Annotated in this window: 18 protein-coding genes; 13 read left to right on the top strand and 5 right to left on the bottom strand. The window is 71.5% G+C overall.

Features of this window, described 5'->3' with window-relative positions:
* Nucleotides 1-20 precede the first annotated feature (20 nt).
* A complete protein-coding gene (eccD, locus tag ACWEVP_RS10890) occupies nucleotides 21-1,385 on the bottom strand; it encodes a type VII secretion integral membrane protein EccD (protein WP_452062351.1) in 1,365 nt (454 codons plus the stop codon).
* A 306-nt stretch (nucleotides 1,386-1,691) separates the two neighbouring features.
* On the opposite strand from eccD, the gene eccCa reads away from it, so the two are divergent.
* From eccCa to ACWEVP_RS10915, 5 genes are all read left to right on the top strand, one after another.
* Nucleotides 1,692-5,705, top strand: coding sequence for a type VII secretion protein EccCa (gene eccCa / locus ACWEVP_RS10895; RefSeq protein WP_452062352.1), 4,014 nt, complete (start codon nucleotides 1,692-1,694; stop codon nucleotides 5,703-5,705).
* A 106-nt stretch (nucleotides 5,706-5,811) separates the two neighbouring features.
* The gene (locus tag ACWEVP_RS10900) at nucleotides 5,812-7,836 is read left to right on the top strand and encodes a type VII secretion-associated protein (protein ID WP_452062353.1); all 2,025 of its coding nucleotides are present in this window, start codon (nucleotides 5,812-5,814) and stop codon (nucleotides 7,834-7,836) included.
* Between the two features lie 19 nt (nucleotides 7,837-7,855).
* Nucleotides 7,856-8,212: a hypothetical protein gene (locus ACWEVP_RS10905; protein WP_452062354.1), complete on the top strand. Its 357-nt coding sequence runs from the start codon at nucleotides 7,856-7,858 to the stop codon at nucleotides 8,210-8,212.
* A 250-nt stretch (nucleotides 8,213-8,462) separates the two neighbouring features.
* Entirely contained in the window at nucleotides 8,463-8,786 is a 324-nt protein-coding gene (locus ACWEVP_RS10910; RefSeq protein WP_452062355.1) for a WXG100 family type VII secretion target, read from the top strand.
* Nucleotides 8,787-8,847: 61 nt separating this feature from the next.
* Nucleotides 8,848-9,141 carry a WXG100 family type VII secretion target gene (locus ACWEVP_RS10915; protein WP_452062356.1) on the top strand — a complete coding sequence of 98 codons (294 nt, stop codon included), beginning with the start codon at nucleotides 8,848-8,850 and terminating at the stop codon, nucleotides 9,139-9,141.
* 78 nt (nucleotides 9,142-9,219) lie between these two features.
* On the opposite strand, the gene ACWEVP_RS10920 is transcribed toward ACWEVP_RS10915, so the two are convergent.
* Both ACWEVP_RS10920 and ACWEVP_RS10925 read right to left on the bottom strand, forming a co-directional pair.
* Entirely contained in the window at nucleotides 9,220-9,942 is a 723-nt protein-coding gene (locus ACWEVP_RS10920) for a DUF4333 domain-containing protein (RefSeq protein ID WP_452062357.1), read from the bottom strand.
* A gap of 29 nt (nucleotides 9,943-9,971) precedes the next feature.
* Nucleotides 9,972-10,865, bottom strand: coding sequence for a hypothetical protein (locus ACWEVP_RS10925; RefSeq protein WP_452062358.1), 894 nt, complete (start codon nucleotides 10,863-10,865; stop codon nucleotides 9,972-9,974).
* 262 nt (nucleotides 10,866-11,127) lie between these two features.
* Between ACWEVP_RS10925 and rplM the strand changes: the two genes are divergently transcribed.
* From rplM to glmM, 3 genes are all read left to right on the top strand, one after another.
* Nucleotides 11,128-11,580 carry a 50S ribosomal protein L13 gene (gene rplM / locus ACWEVP_RS10930; RefSeq protein ID WP_400864327.1) on the top strand — a complete coding sequence of 151 codons (453 nt, stop codon included), beginning with the start codon at nucleotides 11,128-11,130 and terminating at the stop codon, nucleotides 11,578-11,580.
* A 14-nt stretch (nucleotides 11,581-11,594) separates the two neighbouring features.
* Nucleotides 11,595-12,095: a 30S ribosomal protein S9 gene (gene rpsI / locus ACWEVP_RS10935; RefSeq protein ID WP_004560139.1), complete on the top strand. Its 501-nt coding sequence runs from the start codon at nucleotides 11,595-11,597 to the stop codon at nucleotides 12,093-12,095.
* A 182-nt stretch (nucleotides 12,096-12,277) separates the two neighbouring features.
* A complete protein-coding gene (glmM, locus tag ACWEVP_RS10940; protein ID WP_452062359.1) occupies nucleotides 12,278-13,612 on the top strand; it encodes a phosphoglucosamine mutase in 1,335 nt (444 codons plus the stop codon).
* On the opposite strand, the gene ACWEVP_RS10945 is transcribed toward glmM, so the two are convergent.
* A complete protein-coding gene (locus tag ACWEVP_RS10945; protein ID WP_452062360.1) occupies nucleotides 13,598-14,479 on the bottom strand; it encodes a cytochrome P450 in 882 nt (293 codons plus the stop codon). The genes glmM and ACWEVP_RS10945 overlap by 15 nt on opposite strands.
* Nucleotides 14,480-14,509: 30 nt before the next feature.
* On the opposite strand from ACWEVP_RS10945, the gene ACWEVP_RS10950 reads away from it, so the two are divergent.
* The 5 genes from ACWEVP_RS10950 (at nucleotide 14,510) to ACWEVP_RS10970 (ending at nucleotide 19,793) form a co-directional block, all read left to right on the top strand.
* On the top strand, nucleotides 14,510-16,057 hold the full coding sequence (locus ACWEVP_RS10950; protein ID WP_452062361.1) for a fatty acyl-AMP ligase: 1,548 nt from the start codon (nucleotides 14,510-14,512) through the stop codon (nucleotides 16,055-16,057).
* On the top strand, nucleotides 16,050-16,310 hold the full coding sequence (locus tag ACWEVP_RS10955; protein ID WP_452062362.1) for an acyl carrier protein: 261 nt from the start codon (nucleotides 16,050-16,052) through the stop codon (nucleotides 16,308-16,310). The genes ACWEVP_RS10950 and ACWEVP_RS10955 overlap by 8 nt, the downstream gene beginning before the upstream one ends.
* A gap of 141 nt (nucleotides 16,311-16,451) precedes the next feature.
* Nucleotides 16,452-16,763, top strand: a complete 312-nt coding sequence (locus ACWEVP_RS10960; protein ID WP_452062363.1) for a hypothetical protein — start codon at nucleotides 16,452-16,454, stop codon at nucleotides 16,761-16,763.
* The gene (locus ACWEVP_RS10965; protein WP_452062364.1) at nucleotides 16,763-19,312 is read left to right on the top strand and encodes a WXG100 family type VII secretion target; all 2,550 of its coding nucleotides are present in this window, start codon (nucleotides 16,763-16,765) and stop codon (nucleotides 19,310-19,312) included. The genes ACWEVP_RS10960 and ACWEVP_RS10965 overlap by 1 nt, the downstream gene beginning before the upstream one ends.
* A 19-nt stretch (nucleotides 19,313-19,331) precedes the next feature.
* Nucleotides 19,332-19,793, top strand: a complete 462-nt coding sequence (locus tag ACWEVP_RS10970) for a hypothetical protein (protein WP_452062365.1) — start codon at nucleotides 19,332-19,334, stop codon at nucleotides 19,791-19,793.
* A gap of 10 nt (nucleotides 19,794-19,803) precedes the next feature.
* Here the strand turns inward: ACWEVP_RS10970 and ACWEVP_RS10975 are convergent, their stop codons facing one another.
* A complete protein-coding gene (locus ACWEVP_RS10975) occupies nucleotides 19,804-20,628 on the bottom strand; it encodes a dienelactone hydrolase family protein (protein WP_452062366.1) in 825 nt (274 codons plus the stop codon).
* Between the last annotated feature and the right edge of the window lie 40 nt (nucleotides 20,629-20,668).

Raw genomic sequence — 20,668 nt, forward strand, 5'->3', positions numbered from 1 at the left:
CCGAGATTCACCCGATCCGGTCACTTGAAGTTCAGGTGCCGCAGGGTGGTGTACAGGTCCATCACCCCGAGGGCGAGCGGGAGCACCGAGGCGATGCAGATCGCTTCGATGATCTCCACCGTGCGCCGCAGCGGCGGCGAGAAGCGCTGGTTCGGGAAGATCACACCGACCACGAGCGCGCCCGCGGCCAGCAGCACCAGCGCGCCGAAGACGTAGAGCAGGCGGTTCTGCGCGCTCGCCGTGATCAGCCAGCCGATCCCGATGCCGGTCGCCGCGACCAGGCCGTTGGTGAGCAGGGCGATCGCCTGGCTGCCGTTGGCGTACGCGCGGGCGCGCAGGAGCAGCACGAGCGTCGCGACGACGCCGAGGATGATCCCGAACGCGCCGGGCGCGGTGGCGGCGATGATCGCGGACACCGCGACCGTGGCGCCGCAGCCGATCATCAGGCCGGTCATGTAGTTGTGCGCGACCGCCGTGCGGCGCTCGATCGCGCGGTAGTCCGGGAAGCCGGAGTCTTCCTTCAGCTCTTCGGCGTTGCTCGGGACGTGCGGCAGCGGCAGCTTCGCCAGCCAGATCGTGGCCCGCGGCAGGATCGAGATGCAGGCGAGGGCGACCGCGACCGTGCCGGCCGCGATGCCGGCCGCCGGGTGCGCGACGAGCGTGCCGAAGAGGAAGGCCAGCGCGCCGAAGGTGCCCGCGGTCGCGGCGGCGATGAACGTCGTGATGCCGGCGCCGATGACCATGATGCAGACCGACGCGACGATGATCACGAGCACGGCGCCGAGCAGCAGGTTCGCCCGCATCGAGAGACCGGGCACGATGTAGAAGCCGCTGACGAACGCCAGCGGCAGCCCGCCGGCCGCGGCGATCAGGACGCCGGTGGCTTCCGCGCCGTAGGCCTTGGCGAGGGTGGCACCGACCGCGACGCAGGCGATGGCGCCGATGCCGCCGGCGATGGCGGCGCCGAGCGCGCTGCCGCCGTAGAGCGAGCCGCTCATGAACAGCGCGATGGCGGCGGCGACCAGCGCCAGCCCGCCCGCGACGTGGCCGAAGCGGTTCGCCGTCTCCTTGGTCCACGGCCGGAAGCTGTCGGGCGAGGACTCGGCGATGGCGTCGACGACGTCGTCGTACAGCGGCGGCGGCGGGTTCTCGTTGCGCTTGCGCAGCTGCAGCAGCTCACCGTCGACGACGCCGAGCGAGGCGAGCGTGCGGCTCGGGTCGAGCGGGGCGTCGCCGAGCTTGGCGAGCGCCCAGCCGCCGTGCCGCGCCCCGCCGTCGGGCGAGGACTCCTTGGCCATGTCCAGCAGCATCGGCAGGAGATCGGCCACCGCGACGTCGGCGGGCAACGCCACGTCGATCCGGGTGGACGGTGCGACGACCGTCACCCTGCTGAAAACTGTCGTGCCCGTAGCCACTGCACTGCCCCCGCTCGGTCGAGACTGCTCCCGGGGGAACTTATACCGAACCCCGGTGCGGGCATCACCGAACGTCCGAAAATCACCGGCAGCGGCAGGTCAGGTCCCGGAACCGGGCATTACTGCCGGTGCCGGGCCGTACACTCGCCTGACGAGGGCGAGCCGGCGTCGGCGAGCGGTTCCGGCATCCGCCGGAATTACTCCGGGGCGTTCGATAGGTTGTTCCCACACCTTGCGGTGGCCGCCATCGTCGAGTTTTGAATGAGGGGTCCTTCGATGAGCACGCTGCAGTTCAAGAAGTCGCCGCGGCTGGCGGCACCGCGCCCGCCGGGCGGTGAGGTGCACCTCGAGCCGCCGCCCGAGGTGCCGCGCGTCATCCCCGGCAACATCGTCATGAAGGCGCTTCCGGTCGTCATGATCGTCGCGTCGCTCGGGATGATGGTCTTCATGTTCCAGGCCAGCAACCGGAACCCGATGATGATGGCCATGGGCGGCATGATGGTCGTCGGCACGCTCGGGATGATGGCCGGCGGCGGGGGCAAGGGCGGCGGCGCCAAGCGCGCCGAGATGGACGAAGACCGCAAGGACTACCTGCGCTACCTGGGCCAGATGCGCGACCGCGCCCGCGAGGCGATGGTCGACCAGCGCGCCGCGCTGGAGTGGGTGCACCCCGACCCCCAGTCCCTCTGGTCGCTGGCCGCCAGCCGCCGCATGTGGGAACGCCGCCAGAACGACCAGGACTTCCTGCACCTGCGCGTCGGGCGCAGCTCGCACCGCCTCGCGACGCGGCTGGTCCCGCCGCAGACCGGGCCGGTCGACGAGCTGGAGCCGATCGCCACCCTCGCGCTGCGCCGGTTCGTGCGCGCGCACTCGATCGTGCCGGACCTGCCGACCCAGATCACGCTGCGCGGGTTCGCCGCGGTCAGCATGCAGGGAGATCGCGCCCTGACCCGCGGCCTCACCCGCGCGATGCTCGCGCAGCTGGTCACCTTCCACAGCCCCGACGACGTGCTGATCGCGATCGCCACCGCGGGCCGCGCGAAGGAGGAGTGGGAGTGGGCGAAGTGGCTGCCCCACGTCCAGCACCCCACGCTGTCGGACGGCATCGGCCAGCTCCGCATGATGGCCGGTTCGCTGGCCCAGATCGAAAACTGGCTCGACGAAGAACTGCGTGACCGCCAGCGGTTCTCCCGCAACGCCACCCCCGCGCCGGACCAGCCGCACGTCGTGATCATCGTCGACGACGCCGAGGTCACCCGCGAAGAGCAGATCATCCTCGAGGAGGGCCTGGTCGGCGTCACGCTGGTCGACCTGTCCGACTCCATCGGCAACCTCGCCGCCCGCCGCGGCCTGCGCCTGGTCGTCGAACCCGACCGCCTCGGCGCGCGCAGCGCCGGCGGCGTCGAGTGGTTCGGCCGCCCGGACACCCTGTCGGTGGTCGAGACCGAGTCGCTCGCGCGGCTGATCTCGCCCTACCGCGTCGGCGGCGCGGCCGGCCAGGACGTCGGCGACGAAGAGCCGCTGCTGTCCAACCCGTCGCTGCTGGAGCTGCTGGGCATCCCCGGCGACCCGATGACGTTCGACGTCCAGCAGGCGTGGCGGCCCCGGCCGATCCGCGACCGCTACCGCGTCCCGTTCGGCGTCGGCGAGTACGGGCAGCCGGTCGAGCTGGACATCAAGGAAGCCGCGGCCGAGGGCATGGGCCCGCACGGCCTGTGCATCGGCGCGACCGGTTCCGGTAAGTCGGAGTTCCTGCGGACGCTGGTGCTGGGCATGCTGGCCACGCACTCCTCGTCGACGTTGAACTTCGTCCTGGTCGACTTCAAGGGTGGCGCGACGTTCCTGGGGCTGGACAAGGCCCCGCACGTCTCGGCGGTCATCACCAACCTCGCGGACGAGGTCACGCTGGTCGACCGCATGAAGGACGCGCTGGCCGGCGAGATGAACCGGCGGCAGGAAGCGCTGAAGAACGGCGGTAACTTCAAGAACGTCTGGGAGTACGAGAAGGCCCGCGAGAACGGCGCCGACCTCGACCCGCTGCCCGCGCTGTTCATCGTCTGCGACGAGTTCTCCGAGCTCCTCGCCGCGAAGCCGGACTTCATCGACCTGTTCGTCGCGATCGGCCGGCTGGGCCGGTCGCTGCAGATGCACATGCTGCTCGCCTCGCAGCGCCTGGAAGAGGGCAAGCTGCGCGGCCTCGACTCGCACCTGTCCTACCGGATCGGCCTGAAGACGTTCTCCGCGGCGGAATCCCGCGCGGCGATCGGCGTGCCGGACGCGTTCGAGCTGCCCTCGGTCCCCGGTGGCGGCTACCTCAAGTACGACACCTCGACACTGGTGCGGTTCAAGGCGTCCTACGTCTCGGGCCCGTACCGGCCTGCCGGCATCCAGGCGGCGGGCCCGGCGGCGACCGTGGTCCGCGCGGACAAGCGGCCGCAGCTGTTCGTCCCGGACTTCGTCGAGCTGCCCAAGGAACCGGAGCCGCAGCAGATCGAGGCGGCCCCGGTCCAGCAGCAGCCGCAGTCGGAAGAGGCGGTCGAGCCCTCGGAGCTGGACGTCATCGTCTCGCGGCTGATCGGGCAGGGCCCGCCGGCGCACGAGGTGTGGCTGCCGCCGCTCAAGGACCCGAACTCCCTGGACACGCTGCTGCCGAACCTGAACCCGACCGACGACCGCGGCCTCTCCCCGGTCGGCTTCTTCGGCAACGGGCGGCTGCAGGTGCCGCTGGGCATCATCGACCGGCCGTACGAGCAGCGGCGCGACCCGCTCTGGGCGGACTTCTCCGGTGCGGCGGGCCACGGTGTGATCGTCGGCGGGCCGCAGTCGGGCAAGTCGACGATGCTGCGGACGCTGATCATGTCGATGGCGCTGACGCACACGCCGGAAGAGGCGCAGTTCTACTGCCTCGACCTCGGTGGTGGCACGCTGGCCGGTCTGGTCGACCTGCCGCACGTCGGTGGCGTCGCGGTCGCCCGGCGCGAGCCGGACAAGGCCCGCCGGATCGTGGCCGAGCTGACCACCCTGCTCACCGAGCGGGAAGGCCGGTTCGGGGCGATGGGCATCGACTCGATGACCGAGTTCCGCAACCGCAAGCGCCGCGGCGAGATCCGGGCGGACCAGGACCCGTTCGGCGACGCGTTCCTCATCGTCGACAACTGGCGTGCCCTGCGGGATGACTTCGAAGAGCTGGAAACCACGATCACCCGGCTCGCCACGCAGGGTCTGTCCTACGGCGTGCACGTCGTCATCGCCGCCAACCGGTGGGCCGACATCCGCCCGGCGATCAAGGACATGATCGGCACCCGGTTCGAGCTGCGCCTCGGTGACCCGACCGAGTCCGACATCGACCGCCGCGTCGCGGTCAACATCCCGACCGGACGCCCCGGCCGCGGCCTGACGCGGGAGAAGCTGCACATGCTGGGCGGCCTCCCGCGGATCGACGGCTCGAGCGACCCGGAGACGATCGCGGCCGGCGTGGCCGACGCGGTGGCGAAGATCAAGGGTGCCTGGCGCGGCCGGGTGGCCCCGCAGGTCCGCCTGCTGCCGGAGATGATCACCTACGAAGAGGTGCTCAAGCTCGACGCCCACCGCGATTCCAAGCTGATCCCGATCGGGGTCAACGAGGAGGACCTGCAGCCGATCTACCTGGACTTCAACGCCGAGCCGCACTTCTACGCCTTCGCCGACGGCGAGTCGGGCAAGACGAACCTGCTGCGCCAGATCGCCCGGGGCATCTCCGAGCGGTTCACCGCCAAGGAAGCGCTGATCCTGCTGGTCGACTACCGGCGCACGATGCTCGGGTTCATCCAGGGCGACTCGCTGCTCGGGTACGCGGTGTCGGCGGCGCAGCTGGAAAGCATGGTCGGCGACGTCTTCAACTCGATGACGCGGCGCCTGCCGGGCCCGGACGTCACGCAGGAGCAGCTGAAGACGCGGTCGTGGTGGAAGGGGCCGGAGCTGTTCATCCTGGTCGACGACTACGACCTGGTCGCGACCTCGACGAACAACCCGCTGCGGAAGATCTCCGACTTCCTGCCCCAGGCCAAGGACGTCGGCCTGCACCTGGTGGTCGTGCGGCGCACCGGTGGTGCGAGCAAGGCGATGTACGACCCGATCATCGGCAAGCTCAAGGAGATCGCGGCGCCGGGCATGGTGATGAACGGTTCCCGCGACGAAGGCGCGCTGGTCGGCAACATCAAGCCGTCCGCGATGCCACCGGGCCGGGGCAACCTGCTGACCCGCAAGGCGGGCAAGCAGCTGATCCAGGTGTCGTGGATCAACCCCGACTGACGACGGCGGCCGGACGCGCTCTCGGCGGGGTGGGTAGGTTCCTCCCCGAGGGTGCGTCCCGCCGGCGGGACGCGGGGGAACGCGACAAGTACTGCGGGAGCTGCTGGTGACGGTCCGGGTTGCGGTGGACTTCGGGACGTCGAGCACCTGCGTCGTCGCCTCGGTGAACGGGCGCGATCCGCAGGTCGTCGTGATCGACGGCCAGCCGCTGATGTCCTCGGCGGTGTTCGCGGCGGCGGACGGCACGCTGTTCGTCGGCCAGGAGGCCGAGCGGCAGGCGGCCGTCGACCCGGCGAGGTACGAGCCGAACCCGAAGCGGCGGATCGACGAAGGCGAGCTGCTGCTCGGCGACAGCGTCCTGCGCGTCACCGACGTCGTGCACGCCGTGCTGGGCCGCGCGGTCGCCGAGGCGCGCCGGCTGGCCGGCGAGGCCGAGGTCGACCTGCTGGTGCTGACCCACCCCGCGGACTGGGGTGCCATCCGCACCCGGCTGCTGCGCCAGGCCGCCGGCGGGCTGGCGCGCGAGGTCGCGCTGGTGCCCGAGCCGGTCGCGGCGGCGGTCTACCACGCGGCGACGTTCGCGCCGCAGGACGTGACGAACGACCGCACCGTCGAGTTCAGCGGCCGCCCCGGCGACGCGCTCGCGGTGCTGGACCTCGGCGGCGGCACGGTCGACGTCAGCGTGGTGCGGCGGCTGCCGCCGGACGCCGCGCGCGACCGGGCCGGCCGTCCGCAGCGCGGCGGCTTCCAGGTGCTCGCCACCCGCGGCGACCCCGCGTTCGGCGGCGCGGACATCGACCAGGCGCTGCTGGAGCACGTCGGCTCGCTGGTGGCCGGTGCGGACCAGGACGCGTGGCGGCAGCTCGTCGAGGGCCGCGAAATGGTGGACCGGCGCCGCCGCCGCGTCCTGCGCCAGGACGTGCGGGGCGCCAAGGAAACGCTGTCGCGGCACGCCTACACCGACGTGCCGATGCCGCCGCCGTTCGCCGACGCGCACGTCACGCGCGAAGACCTGGAGCGGCTGATCGCGGCGCCGCTGGGCCGCGCGGTGGAGCTGACGGTCGCGGCCATCGCCGACGCCGGCCTGCGGCCGAAGCAGCTCACGGCGATCTTCCTGGTCGGCGGGTCGAGCCGGATCCCGATGATCTCCCGGCTGGTGCACGAACGCACCGGCGTCGTGCCGACGAGCCTCGACCAGCCCGAGACGGTCGTCGCCCGCGGCGCGCTGCGGGCGGTGCTGGTGGATCCGGACCGCACGGGCGCGCTGCCCGGCGAAGCCATGGCGCGCCTCGGTGCGGTGCCCGGCGGTGCCCTCGGCCCCGCCGCGCAGCGCACGGAGGTCGTCCGCCCGGGCGACGTCGCCCCGCGCCCCGCGGACCAGCGCCCGGCGCCGCCGCGCACGCCGGCCGCCGCGCCGGTCCCGCCCGGGCCCGCCGCGTTCCCGAACCGCGCGGCCCCGCCGTCGCCGCCCCACGGGCAGCCGGCGGCCCGGCCGTGGACCCCGGCCGCCGGCCAGCCCGCCCAGGGCCCGCCGCCCGGCCACCGGCCCGCCGTCGCCCCCGCGCAGCCGGAGAAGAAGAGCCGCAAGAAGCTGTGGGGGATCGCCGGCGTCGCCGTGGCCGTCGTGGCCGCGCTCGTCGTCACCGGGATCTTCGTGTTCCGCGGCTCCGGCGGCGACGCCGAGACCGGCCGGACGCTCGCGCAGTACGACTTCAAGTTCGTCTCGCCCGAAGACTGGGTCCAGACCGACGACCGGGTCGCCCAGAAGCAGGTCGTCATCCACCCGCAGGAGTCCCGCGACGGCAACGACCTGCTGGTCGCGCAGGAGTTCGTGATGGACTACGACGCGACGGCGGACCCGCAGAAGCTGGTGGACTACCTCAAGAGCGGCGCGGAGTCCAAGCCCGATCAGTACGGCTCGTTCAACCCGAGCCTGTCGTACGCGGGCAAGACCGTCATCGGCTACCACGAGATCAAGCCGGACCGGCCCGACCTCCAGGTCGACTGGTACGTCGTCGCGAAGGGGCGGATCCGCGTCCACGTCGGCTGCCAGTACGCCACGGCGCAGCTGCGCGACCGGGTCTCCGCCGCGTGCACGCAGGCCGTGCGCACGGTCGAGATCCTCGGCTGAGGAGAAAGGAGGGCACCCGGTGCCGTCCGAAGAGTTCGACAGTGCCGCGGCCGCCTTCCGGCGCACCGGCGAAGACGCGGTGACGCACGCTCGCCGCGTCTCCGGGACCGCGAAGGCGCGCACCTACCGGCACCACAGCGAAAACGCCGAACTGCTGAAGCGCCACGGCCGCGGCGCGAAGTCCGGCGACCCGACGCCCGGCACGCTGCGCGCCGCCGCCGAACGGTTCCGCCGCGCCCGCGGGTTGTCCGTCCCGGTGGTTCCCGATCCGGCCGATTCGGTTCCTTCGCGTTCGCAATCCACCGCTCGTGCCCCTCGAACGGGTGACGAGGACGAAGACTTTTCCCAGATGCGAATCATGAAACGCGACGGCTGACGCGCGTCGGCGATTGCTGTGCGTGTGCTAACTCCGCTGGTGGAGAACGCTTTTCCGAGTGAGCCGTCGCCGAGTCGGGTGGTTCCCGCAATACCCGTCGCGATCGGTTCCTCAGATGAGCGTTCACGCAAGCAACTACTTGCGGGCAAACCACGACAAGGGGGAACCGGACGTGGCAGGGTCTGCGTCGTAGGGCCGTACAACGAACAAGCTTGGTACGGACAATCACTCTTGAGAAGGGGGTCCCAGCATGGCTGGATCCGGGTTCACAGGGACAGTTCAGCAGTTCACCGAAGCCGAAGGCCGCGTCACCGAGGTGCGCGCCGGCATGGACGCCAACCTGGTGACCCTGCGCGACCGCATCGAGGCCACCCGCGCCGGCTGGCAGGGTGAAGCGCAGAAGGCGTTCGACAACGTCATGCGCCGCTTCGACGACGACGCCCGCCAGATGAACCAGGCGCTGCAGCGCATCGCGGAGCTGCTCCGCGAGGCCGGTTCGAAGTACGAGCGTTCCGAGCAGCAGCAGCAGGAGATCCTGTCGGCCGTCAACAAGGGCTTCGACGCACTCGGCTGAGTTCCACCCCTGAACCTCTTTTCTCCACACCAAAACTTTTCCAGCACAAAAGGAGCGCACCATGCCCGATGGCGCCGGCATTGTCGTCAATTACGCCACCATCCACGCGGCCGCCGAGGACTGCAACGCCACCGGTGGCGAGCTGCAGCAGGCGTTCGACCGCCTGAAGGACGACCTCAAGCCGCTGATCACCACCTGGAGCGGTTCGGCCAAGGAGCAGTACGACGCGGCCCAGCGCACCTGGGACCAGAAGTTCGAGGACCTCAAGCAGGTTCTGGCGCAGATCGCCGCCGCCCTGCCGGAGATCGCGAACGGCTACCAGTCGACGGACAACGCGGTCGAGGGCCTGTTCTGAGCCGCTGACCCCGGAACCACGGCGGGCCCGCACTCCGGTGCGGGGCCCGCCGTTTTCCGTTTCGCGGCAACGAAAAACTCAGTGCGGCGCGCCGACCTCGTACTCGGGCCGGTCGTTGAGCACCCGCACGGTGACTTTCTTGTCCTGGCCGCCGATCTTCACCGTGCAGTCGAACGTCGTGCCGTTCCGGGCGGCTTCGTTCGCCGGGCACTGCGCGTTCGTCACGTCCGGCTCGCCGTAGCTCTCGTTGAGGACCTTGACCACGCCGTCCTCAAGGGACTGTTGCTCCAGGACGTCGCCGCGGAACGCGCCCAGCAGCCACGCCGTCACGCCGCCGACGGCGAGCACCAGGATCGCCGCGCCGGCGATCAGCAGCGGCTTCTTCGACTTCGGCTTCTTCTCCGGCTCCGCGGCGAACGCGCCCAGGCCGCCGTACTGCGCCGGCTGGAACCCGCCGCCGTACTGCTGCTGCGGAGCGGGCGGCGGGAACTGGGCCGGCTGGCCACCACCCGGCGTGCCCGGCTGCTGCGGCGTCGGCTGGGACGGCGGCTGCCACGGGCCGCTCTGCTGCCCCGGCTGCCACGGCCCCGAGAACGACCCGGAACCCTGCTGCGCGGGGTTCCACTGGCCGGTGTAGGACCCGGAAACCGCGCCCGGGTCGGCGTTCTGCTGCCACTGCCCGGCGTGCGGGCCGGTCGCCTGCTGCTCCTGCCACCCCGCGGGCGTGCCGGCCGGGTTCTGCGGGTTCTGCGGGGGCTGCCACCACTGCGGTTGCTGCTGGGGGCCGGGCGGCTGGGTCATCGGAGATCACCTCGGGTCGTGGTCACGCGTCAGCTGCCCTGGGCTTCGCCGAGCCGGCGGTAGAAGTCGTTCATCGCCGCCCGGTCGGGCAGCACCGTGATCTGCGACGCGTCCGGCACCCTCGGCATGTCCTGCTGGCTCGCCTTGCCGGTGAACCGGAAGTCGTACTTGAGCTCCAGGTTGTGGCCGTCGCCGGAGAACTTGGCGTCCATCCCGAACGAGACCAGGCTGCCGTCCGGGTTCAGCGTGATCGTGGTCGGCACCATGGCCTTCTTCAGCTCCGGCCCGATCTGGTTCGTGATGCTGGGCGGCAGGATCTCGACCTTGTTCTTGACGAAGATCTCGAACGGCACGTTGACGGTCAGCGCGGTCTTCCCGTCGCCGAGGCTCTTCGCCCCGCGGACCGCGCGCTTGTCCGCCTTGTAGGCGTCCACGGTCGAGTCCGCCATCCGGCACGGGGTCAGCACCCCGCCCCAGACGCACGGCTGGACCAGGCCGGCCTCCGGCTTCGGCATCGACACCCACGCCGTCGGCGAGACGCCCTTCTGGACGTAGAACGGGCCGAGGTAGGTGTACTCGACCGCGCCGTCGGCGGGCGTGTACGTGTCGATGATCTCGTCCGGGTTCTTCTGCGACCGGTGCCGCACCGCCCGGCTCTCCGGGCTGCCGGCGCGCGCCGACGTCACGGTGCTGTGGATCCACTTGTCGTCGAACTTGAAGTAGGCGTCCAGCGAGTTGGTGACGTCGCGCGTGTCGGTGATGGCGTCGGACAGCTTGCCGATGATCTGCTCGAACTTCGCGCCGACGTAGTCCGCCGCGTCGTCGCCCTTCGGCAGCGCGGTGCCCGCCTTGGCCGTGCCGCAGGCGCTGACCAGGGCCAGGATGGCGCCCAGGACGAAGATCGCCGTCGGTCGTCTGCTCATGCGCGTCCCCTGCTCGAATGGTGCCGCCCGGATCGTCTCATCCTCGCGTGTCGGGGCGACGCGTGCAGGCACTTCGACGGGAAAACCGGGTAGAGTCCGGCTGCGCCCGGGCCGGTCGGAGCCTAGTATGGGCCCTTCAACCCACCCCCGATGCACAGGTGCGGTGGGCGTGCGGGTATCTTTACATGTCGTTGTGCGCTGCGGCGCGTAAGCGCTAGGCCCGCACAGAACCCACACGCAATGTTGACGACGAGGTAGACCCTTGCCCACGTACAGCCCCAAGCCCGGCGATCTCACTCGTGCCTGGCACGTGATCGACGCCGAGGATGTCGTGCTCGGAAGGCTGGCGACCGAGGTCGCCACGCTGCTGCGCGGCAAGCACAAGCCGACCTACGCCCCGCACGTGGACACCGGTGACTTCGTCATCATCGTCAACGCCGAGAAGGTCGCGCTCACCGGTAACAAGCGCGAGCAGAAGTTCGCCTACCGGCACAGCGGTTACCCCGGCGGTCTGCGCAAGCGCTCCTTCGGCGAGCTGCTCGACACCAAGCCCGAGCACCTCGTCGAGAAGGTCGTCAAGGGCATGCTGCCGAAGAACAAGCTCGGCCGCGCCCAGGCGAAGAAGCTGAAGGTCTACGCCGGCGCTGAGCACCCGCACGCCGCGCAGCAGCCGCAGGCGCGCGAGATCACCAAGATCGCGCAGGTCGCGCAGTGAGTGAGGAACAGTCTGTGACCAGCACCGAGACCGAGACCCCCGAGGTCGTCGAGGCCACCGAGGCGACCGAGACCGGCGCCGTCGCGACCAGCGAGACCCCCGCCGCGCCGCGTCCGTCGCGTGCCGCCGGCGGCAACGCGCAGACCGTCGGCCGCCGCAAGGAGGCCGTCGTCCGCGTGCGGGTCGTCCCGGGTACCGGTGAGTTCAAGCTCAACGGCCGCACCCTCGAGGAGTACTTCCCGAACAAGGTGCACCAGCAGCTCATCCGCGAGCCGCTGGTCACGGTCGAGAAGCCGGACTCCTTCGACATCTTCGCCAACCTCAAGGGCGGCGGCGTCTCCGGCCAGGCCGGTGCGCTGCGCCTGGCGATCGCCCGCGCGCTCGTCGAGGTCGACGCGGACGACCGCCCGGCCCTCAAGAAGGCCGGCTTCCTGACCCGTGACGCGCGCGCCACGGAGCGGAAGAAGTACGGCCTCAAGAAGGCCCGCAAGGCCCCGCAGTACAGCAAGCGCTGATCGCGCCCCTGGCGCAACCCACCGGAGCGCCCATCCGTCCATCGGATGGGCGCTCCAGTGTTTTTCTGGGGTGTGTCGTTTCCGCGGCCGGGAGCGACACTCGGGGGTGGAACACCGCGGTCCGTCAGGGTCGCTAGGTTGTCGTGGCGGTTCACTGGTGACCGCACTGAGGAGGTCCATCGATGGCACGCCTGTTCGGTACCGACGGGGTACGTGGCCTGGCCAACGCCGAGCTGACGCCGGAGCTCGCGCTGGCGCTGGCGGCCAGCGCCGCCCGCGTGCTCGCCGCGCACGACCGCTCGCACCGGCCGGTCGCGGTCGTCGGCCGCGACCCGCGCGCCAGCGGCGAGATGCTCGAGGCCGCGGTCGTCGCGGGCCTCACGTCCGCCGGGGCCGACGTCCTGCGCGTCGGCGTCCTGCCGACCCCCGCCGTCGCCTACCTGGTCGGCTCGCTCGAGGCCGACCTGGGCGTGATGATCTCCGCGTCGCACAACCCGATGCCCGACAACGGCATCAAGCTCTTCGCCGCGGGCGGGCACAAGCTGCCCGACGGCATCGAGGACGAGATCGAGGCCGGCCTCGCGGACGGCAAGGTCCGCCCGACCGGGGCCGGCGTCGGCCGCGTCCACGACGTCGACGACGCCCTCGACCGCTACGCCACCCACCTGCTCGGCGCGACGCCGCACTCGCTCGCCGGGCTGAAGGTCGTCGTCGACTGCGCGAACGGCGCGTCGTCGGCCGCCGCCCCCGAGGTGTACCGCCGCGCCGGCGCCGAGGTCGTCGCGCTGCACGCGGAGCCCGACGGCATCAACATCAACGACCACTGCGGCTCGAACCACCCCGAGAAGCTGCGCGAGGCGGTCGTCGCGCACGGCGCCGACCTGGGCATCGCCCACGACGGCGACGCCGACCGCTGCGTGGCCGTCGACTCCGCCGGCGAGCTCGTGGACGGCGACCAGATCATGGCCGTGCTGGCCCTCGCGCTGGCCGAGTCCGGCGAGCTGGTGAAGGACACGCTGGTCGCGACCGTGATGAGCAACCTCGGCCTGCACCTGGCGATGAAGGCCCACGGCGTGAACGTCGTCACGACGGCGGTGGGCGACCGGTACGTCCTCGAGGAGCTGCGCGCGAGCGGCTACGCCCTCGGCGGCGAGCAGTCCGGCCACGTCGTGCTGCCGGCCCACGCGACCACGGGTGACGGCCTGCTGACGGCCCTGCGCCTGATGAGCCGCATCGCCGAGACGGGCAAGTCCCTGGCCGACCTGGCCGCGGTGATGAACCGGCTGCCGCAGGTCCTGGTGAACGTCCCGGTCGCGGACAAGGCGGCGGTCGCCGACTCCACCGAGGTCCGCGACGCGGTCGGCGCGGTCGAGGCCGAGCTGGGCGAGGAGGGCCGGGTGCTGCTGCGCCCGTCCGGCACCGAGCAGCTGGTCCGCGTGATGGTCGAGGCCCCGGCGCAGTCGACGGCCCAGGCCGCGGCCGACCGCCTGGCCGGCGTGGTTTCAGCGGTTTCCTGACCGGGTGACCACGGCCTTCGCCAGGCCGTGGAACACCGGGTGGCTCTTCCACACGACGTCTCGCACCTCGCAGCCCTCGCCCAGCCTCCGGGCGAGGGCGGCGAGTGCGACCTCACCTTCGGCCAGCGCGACTCCCGACCCCGGGCAGGCGTGGCGCCCGAGCCCGAACGGCAGCCCCTCGGCCAGGGACACCGCCACCGGCCCCTCCGGCCCGAACCGCAGCACGTACCGGGCCGGGCAGACCGCGGTCACCAGGTCACGCACACTCCGCGGCCCCGAAGCCGCGAGTTCCAGCCCGGCGCAGGCGAGGAAGTTCAGCGAGTTCTCGTACGCCGCGTGGGCCAGCACGACGGCGTTGAGCGCCAGCTCGTCTTCGTCGAGCCGTCCGGCCGCATGGGCCTCCCGCAACGCCGTCAACCCGCCCGGCCCGGCCGGGGTCCGGCTCAGCTGCACCGCGAGCCGGAACGCCGCCGCCTGGCCCGCCCGGTCCGCGCCGCCGAAGACGTCCAGGTTGGCCGTCGTCGCCTCCAAGCGGTCCAGGAAGGCGTCGTCCAGGTCCACCCCGAGCACCGCCGACGTCACCAGCCCCGCCACCGGCCGCGCGAAGTCCCGCACCAGGTCGAACGACGACCCCAGCCCCGCCGCCACGGCCTCGATCCCGCCGGCCACCGGCGCCGGCAGGGGCTCCAGCCCGGCGATGATCTCCCGCAGCACCCCGCGGACCCGCGTGTGGCCGTCGCCGTCGCGCAGCAGCACACTCGGTGAGCCGCCGCCGGGATCCGACGTCAGCGCGGGGGAGCGCAGGGCCCGCGCGCACGCGTCGCGGCCGGAGACCACGCCGATCCCGTGCCGCTCGAAGTCGTCCATCGCTTCGACACGGTAGGGCAGGATGAGCGCGTGCCGCCCGCAGACGTCCCGGAAGAGGTCCTGACCACCCCGTTCACGGACTACCTGCTTCGCAACGCGGCCGCGGACCGGCCCGCGTTCACGTGCCGGACCTTTCCCGGCCCCGCCGACCACACCCTGACCTGGCCCCGGGTGCTCGCGCGCGTCCGCGGCGTCGCGCGGGAGCTGCGGCGCCGCACCCGGCCGGGCGACCGGGTGGCGATCGTCGCCCGGCAGGACCTCGGCTACGTCGTCGCGTTCCTCGGCACGCTCTACGCGGGGCGGATCGCGGTGCCGCTGTCCGTCCCGGCCGGCCGCACCGGCCGCGCCCGGATCGAATCGGCCTTCGCCGACGCCACTCCCGCAGCCTGCCTGACCTCGAAGGATCTCCTGGACAAGCTCCCACCGGTCGCCGCACTGGTCGTCGAGGACATCGAACCCGACGACGTCGAACCGCCCGCCGCCGTGGCGATGACCGATCCGGCGTACCTGCAGTACACGTCGGGCTCGACGAGCCGCCCGGCCGGCGCGGTGATCTCGCACCGCGCTCTGGTGGCCGCCTGCTGGCAGACGACCGAGTGCTACCACGCGGACGCCTCGACCCACCTGGCCGGCTGGGTGCCGTTCTTCCACGACATGGGCCTGGTCCTGCTCATCGGCACGCCGGTTTTCTTGGGCGCGCATTCGGTCTTCTGCACGCCGATGGAGTTCGTGCGCGACCCGCTGCGCTGGATCCGGCTGCTCGCCGAACACCCCGGCGCGATCACCGCCGCGCCGAACTTCGCCTTCGACCTGGCCGCGGAAGCAGCGGGTGAACTCGAGGACGTCGACCTTTCGCACGTCAACTCCGTGCTCAACGGCAGCGAACCGATCCGCGCGGCCAGCCTCGACGCGTTCCACGACGCCTTCGCCCGGTTCGGGCTGCCGCGCACCGCGCTCAAGCCGTGCTACGGCCTGGCCGAAGCGACGGTGTTCGTCGCCAGCGCGGGCGACGAAGGCCCGACCGTCACGACGTTCGACGGCGGCGAGCCGCGGGTGTCGGTGGGGCGGCCGTACGGCCAGCGGATCCGCATTGTCGACAAAGAGATCCAGGTCGCCGGTCCGAACGTCGCCGACGGCTACTGGGGCCGCCCGGACCGCGGTGACACCTTCACCGCGGACGGCTGGCTCCGCACCGGGGACCTCGGGTTCGTCCACGAAGGACAGCTCTACGTCACCGGCCGGCGGAAGGACCTGATCATCGTCGACGGCCGCAACCACCACCCGCAGGACATCGAGGCCACCGTCGAGGCCGCCCACCCCGCCATCCGGCCGGCGCGCGTGGCCGCGTTCGCCGTGCGGGACGGCGGTGGCGAGGGCGTCGCGGTGGTGGCCGGCTGCACGGCGCCCGGCGACGACGTCGAGACGGCCGTGCGGCGGGCCGTGTCCGCGGGCCACGACCTGCCGCTGCGCGCCCTGTGGCTGGTGCCGCCGGGCGCGGTGCCGCGGACCTCCAGCGGCAAGGTGTCCCGCGCCGCGGCCCGCGACCGGTGGTGGGGCGAGAATGGGCGCCATGGATGACGCGGGCGCCTACGCCGACGAGATCCGCAAGATCGTCTGCACCGCGCTGGAGATCCCGCCGGAGCGGCTCGGCGACACGACCCCGTTCGACGACATCGGCATGACGTCCCGGCAGCGCGTCCAGCTGCTCGCCCGGGCCGAGGTGCGCTACGGCGTGTCGGTGGACCTGGACGAGCTCGACCGGCTAGTGGACGTCCGCGGCGTCGCCGAGGTGATCTCCGAGGCGGTCGCCGCGCAGCGGGCACGCGGCTGAGTGCACTTCGGCGAAGCCCAGGTAGGCCGCTCGCCCGAACGCTAGACTCTGTGTGCATCTGCGACGGCACCGAACGGCGGCCGGGCGCGTCACAGTCTCGAACACCGAGCGAGGACTGTGGGATCGAAGGGGGCTGCGACCATGCCAAACGGTTATGAAGCGAGTTCGGAGGCGATGACGCGGGCGCAGGTGCGCTTGGCGGACGCCGCGGACGACCCGGCGACCGAGGCATCGAAGGTCGCGCCGACCGAGATCGTGGCCGGGGACTTCGGCCGCGTGCACCAGGAGAGCTTCGGCAAGTACAAGTCCGGGATCGACCAGATCGGCGCCGGCATGACCGGGCTTTCGAACGCGCTGATGAACCTCAGCTCCGGGATCGGCACCGCGGGCTCCAAGTACAGCGCGCAGGAGCAGGACGCCGGCGCGCGGGCGAACGCGGCGGGGAGCAGGTAATGGCCGACTGGGCGGAAATCAAGAAGGTCCTCGATGACCCGAACGTCTCCATGGAGACCAAAACGGAGCTCATGGAGGAGTACGACCGCAACACCTTCAACTTCAACGAAGAAGAAGAGAAGTACGCCAAGGAGTACATCGAGAACTACTCCGACGACGGCGGTGACTACCGGGTCTTCGAAAACGACGACACCGACGAAATCCTCGCGCGCGCGAAGCAGGAATCGGCGGCCAAGGGCAAGGAACAGCAGGCCCAGACCGACCGCAAGAACCAGGCGAAGAAGAACCTCGACGGAGTGGCGACCCCCACCCTGGGTGTCGGCGCGAAGACGTCGGACGAACTGCTCGACCAGGGCAAGATCACGGTCGACTTCCTGGCCCTGTGGACCGACGAGATCTGGAACAAGATCAAGGGCGGGTCCGGTCACATCGACTCGCAGAAGGACCTGCGGGACAAGTTCGACGAGAACCGCGGCATCCAGTTCCAGAAGTTCCTCACCGAGGCCGACGACCTGAGCAAGGCCCACAAGGTCGTCGAAGACACACTGGGCAAGAGCGACACCGAGCTCCAGACCCTCTTCGGGGAGTGGAAGGGCAAGGGCGCGAACGCCGCGGAGATCAAGTACGACGAGACGGTCAAGCCGCACGCCCAGGAGCTGTCGAAGCAGATCGACGGCGCCGCGAAGCTGATCCCGCAGACCGTGACGCACGTCTTCGACGCCGTCAAGAAGAAGGTCGACGAGGTCCTGCAGCTGCACCGCACGACCATCGCCCAGGCCGACATCAACATGGCGCGTGACGTCCTCAAGATCGCCAACGGCGAGACCGAGGAGTTCGACGACTTCATGAAGGTCGCCGGCTGGGTCGACGCCGTCAACGCCAAGAACGGCAACCAGACCAACCTCGCCGAGCGGCTGCAGAACGACGACTGCGGCTTCAACGACGAGAACAAGGAGTACGGCCGCAACGTCTGCCGCTACTGGCGCGACGGCGCGTTCACGACCGAGTACCAGAGCCTGATCACCGCGTTCAACGGCTCGTGCAAGTCGGCCAAGGACACGATCGACCAGCAGTGGGGCGCGCTGGCCAGGTACCTGGACGGCTACCGAAACCAGCTCACCGAGGCCAAGGGCGACCCCGGCAAGGGCGGTGACGACACCGGCGGCGGTGACACGCACCGCGGCAACACCGGCGGCGGCGACACCGGGGGCGGCGGCTCCACCGGCGGTGGCGGGTCCACGGGTGGCGGCGGCAGCACGGGCGGCGGGGGCAGCACGACGCCGTCGGCGACCGAGCCGCCCAAGACCGACGACCCGGCCAAGCCCGAGGACGGCAAGAACCCGATCACGGGCAAGCCGCTCGAGATGGACCCGGAGACCGGCAAGCCGTACCCGATCGACCCGACGACCGGCGAAGCCATCAAGGACATGGACGACACCGACACGGTGTCGGTCAAGAAGGGCGACAACACGATCGAGATGTCCGAGCCCGACAAGGAGGGCAAGCAGGACATCTCCGTGGACGACGGCCACGGCCACAAGAAGGACTACCACCTCGACTGGGGTGACGACGACAAGGCCGAAGCGGGCAAGGACGACGCCAAGGATGGCAAGGACGGCGCCAAGGACGGCAGCTTCGGCCCGCAGGGGTCGCAGGCGGTCAAGGAGGGGCAGCCCTCGGCCGACGGCAGCTACAAGCCGGGCCCGGACGGCAAGATCCACATCCAGGACGGCAACCTCAAGATCACGGCCGAGCGGCCGGAGGGGCCGGACGGCCCGACGATCGTGACCGTCGACGACGGCAAGGGCGAGCCGACGACGTACACGCTCGACGAGAAGGACGACCCCAAGGCGGGCGACCTCAAGACCGACCCGGCGAAGGACGCGGCGTCCGACACCGGCAAGCCCGTCGGCGCGGACATCAAGCACGACCCGGGCGCGGAGTCGGCGCTGACGAAGGACCCTTCGCCGGACAACCCCGACCCGGGCTTCACGCGGGGCGCGTCCAGCGAAGGCGGGTTCGTCGCGCCGGGCGGGCAGGACTTCTCCGGTGACTTCGGCGGCAGCGTCGGCGCGGAGCCGGCGATGGCCACGGCCGACGCGGGTGCCGGCGGCGGGGACACCGCGATGGCAGGCGGTGGCGGCGACGCGACGACCACGGCGGGGGCGAGCGATTTCGGGTCGGCCGTTACCGGTGGCGGGTCCGCGGACTTCGCCGGCGCGGTGTCGCTCGACCCGGGCGCGCAGTCCGGCAGCGACGCGTCGCTCCCGATGTCCGACGGCGGCGGGCTCGGCGCGACCCCGGTCGACCCGGGCGCGCACGCCGCGGCCGCGAGCTCGTCGGGCAGCATGAGCGGGATGTCCGGCATGGGGGGCATGGGCATGATGGGCGGCATGGGCGGCGCGCCGGGTGGTGGCGGTGGCGACCAGCAGCGCGGGCCCAGCCAGTACCGCATCGAGGGCGGCGTCTTCGAGACGAGCGGCGCCAAGGGCCGGATCAGCGGCTCGCTCGACGACGAGGGTGACCGTTCGATCCGGTACGACCGGTGATGAGGGCCAGGGAGGGCCGATGACCAGCGCCGAAGACCGGTACCGCGCGGCGATCTCGACGATGGACGCCGCGGCGCGCGAGCAGGACGAGCAGCGTGGGCTGCGCGAACGCCGTGTCGCCGAAGCCGAGACGCAGGCCCGAGAGGGGCTGAAGAACGAGCTGGCCGCCGCGCAGAAGTACGCCGAGCACATGGACGAGCTCAACAAGCGCAAGCAGAGCGCGGGCGGCTGGGCGACGGAGAAGACGCTGGCCGACAAGGGCCGCGAGTCCCTGATGGAGTTCGGCGTCCAGGACGAGGAAGCCGACACCGGCTACACGGCCTACCCGACGCCGAGCTACGGGACTCCGGTCCCGGCCGCGGCGGCGCCGCCCGCACCGGAGCCTCCCGCGCCGCCGGCGCCGGAGCCGCCGAAGCGGGGTCGCCACGCGCGTCAGCCCGACGACGAGGACGACTTCTCCAGCACCAGCTGGCTGGTCTGACCCGCGAGGGTCAGTGCGCGGGTTCTTCCTCGCGCTCGATGGGGGCGCGCTTGACGTCCGCTTCGAGGAGGGGCCGGTACTTGTCGGTGCCGGTCAGGTGCGTGAGGAAGAACGCCGTGAACAGGGCGCGCGTGAGCTGCTGGGTCTTGCGGTGCGGCTTGCCGTGCATGATCAGCTGCGACCAGTGCTTGCCCTCGGTGACGCCCAGGTGGGTCGCCTTGCCGAGGGTGCGCAGCTGGACGTCTTCGCCGCCCCAGGCGTCGGTGATGGCCTCGGCGTGCCCGACCTTGGGGGCGACGAGGTCTTCTTCGGCGGCGAGGTGCAGGCCGGGAACGGTGATGGCCTTGGCGGCCTCGGTGGCGGGCGGCATCGTCTGGGCGGCGGTGATGGTCGCGACGGCTTTGATCCGCGGGTTTTCGGCCTGGGCGTCCTGAGCCGCGGCGAGGACGGCGGAGCCACCACCGGTGGAGTGCCCGGCGAGGCCGAGCTTGGCGGGGTCGACGCTGATGCCGTCGGGTCCGAGCCGCACGGTGGTGACGACGTCGAGGGTGGTCAGCAGGTCGGCGGCGAGCAACCGGTGCGAGGGCAGCGGCCCTTTTTGCGTGGCCGGCGCGGCGGCGACGATGCCCCAGCTGGCGAGGTGGTGCAGCAGCTGCCGGTACCGATCGGGCGGCTGCAGCCACCCGTGCCCGAAGGCAAGGGCGGGCAACCCGAGCCCGGAGCGGGGTGTGTAGACGACACCGGGCAGCCCGACCAGCGCGAGATTGCCCCGCAGGACCTCGTGCGGACCCGGGTGCGTCAACTCCGCGAGCAGCTGCTTGGGCTTGCTGGCCATGGCGGAACCCTAGCGCCCGACCGCTGATGGGGCGCGCCCG

The organism is Amycolatopsis sp. NPDC003865 (assembly GCF_053605345.1).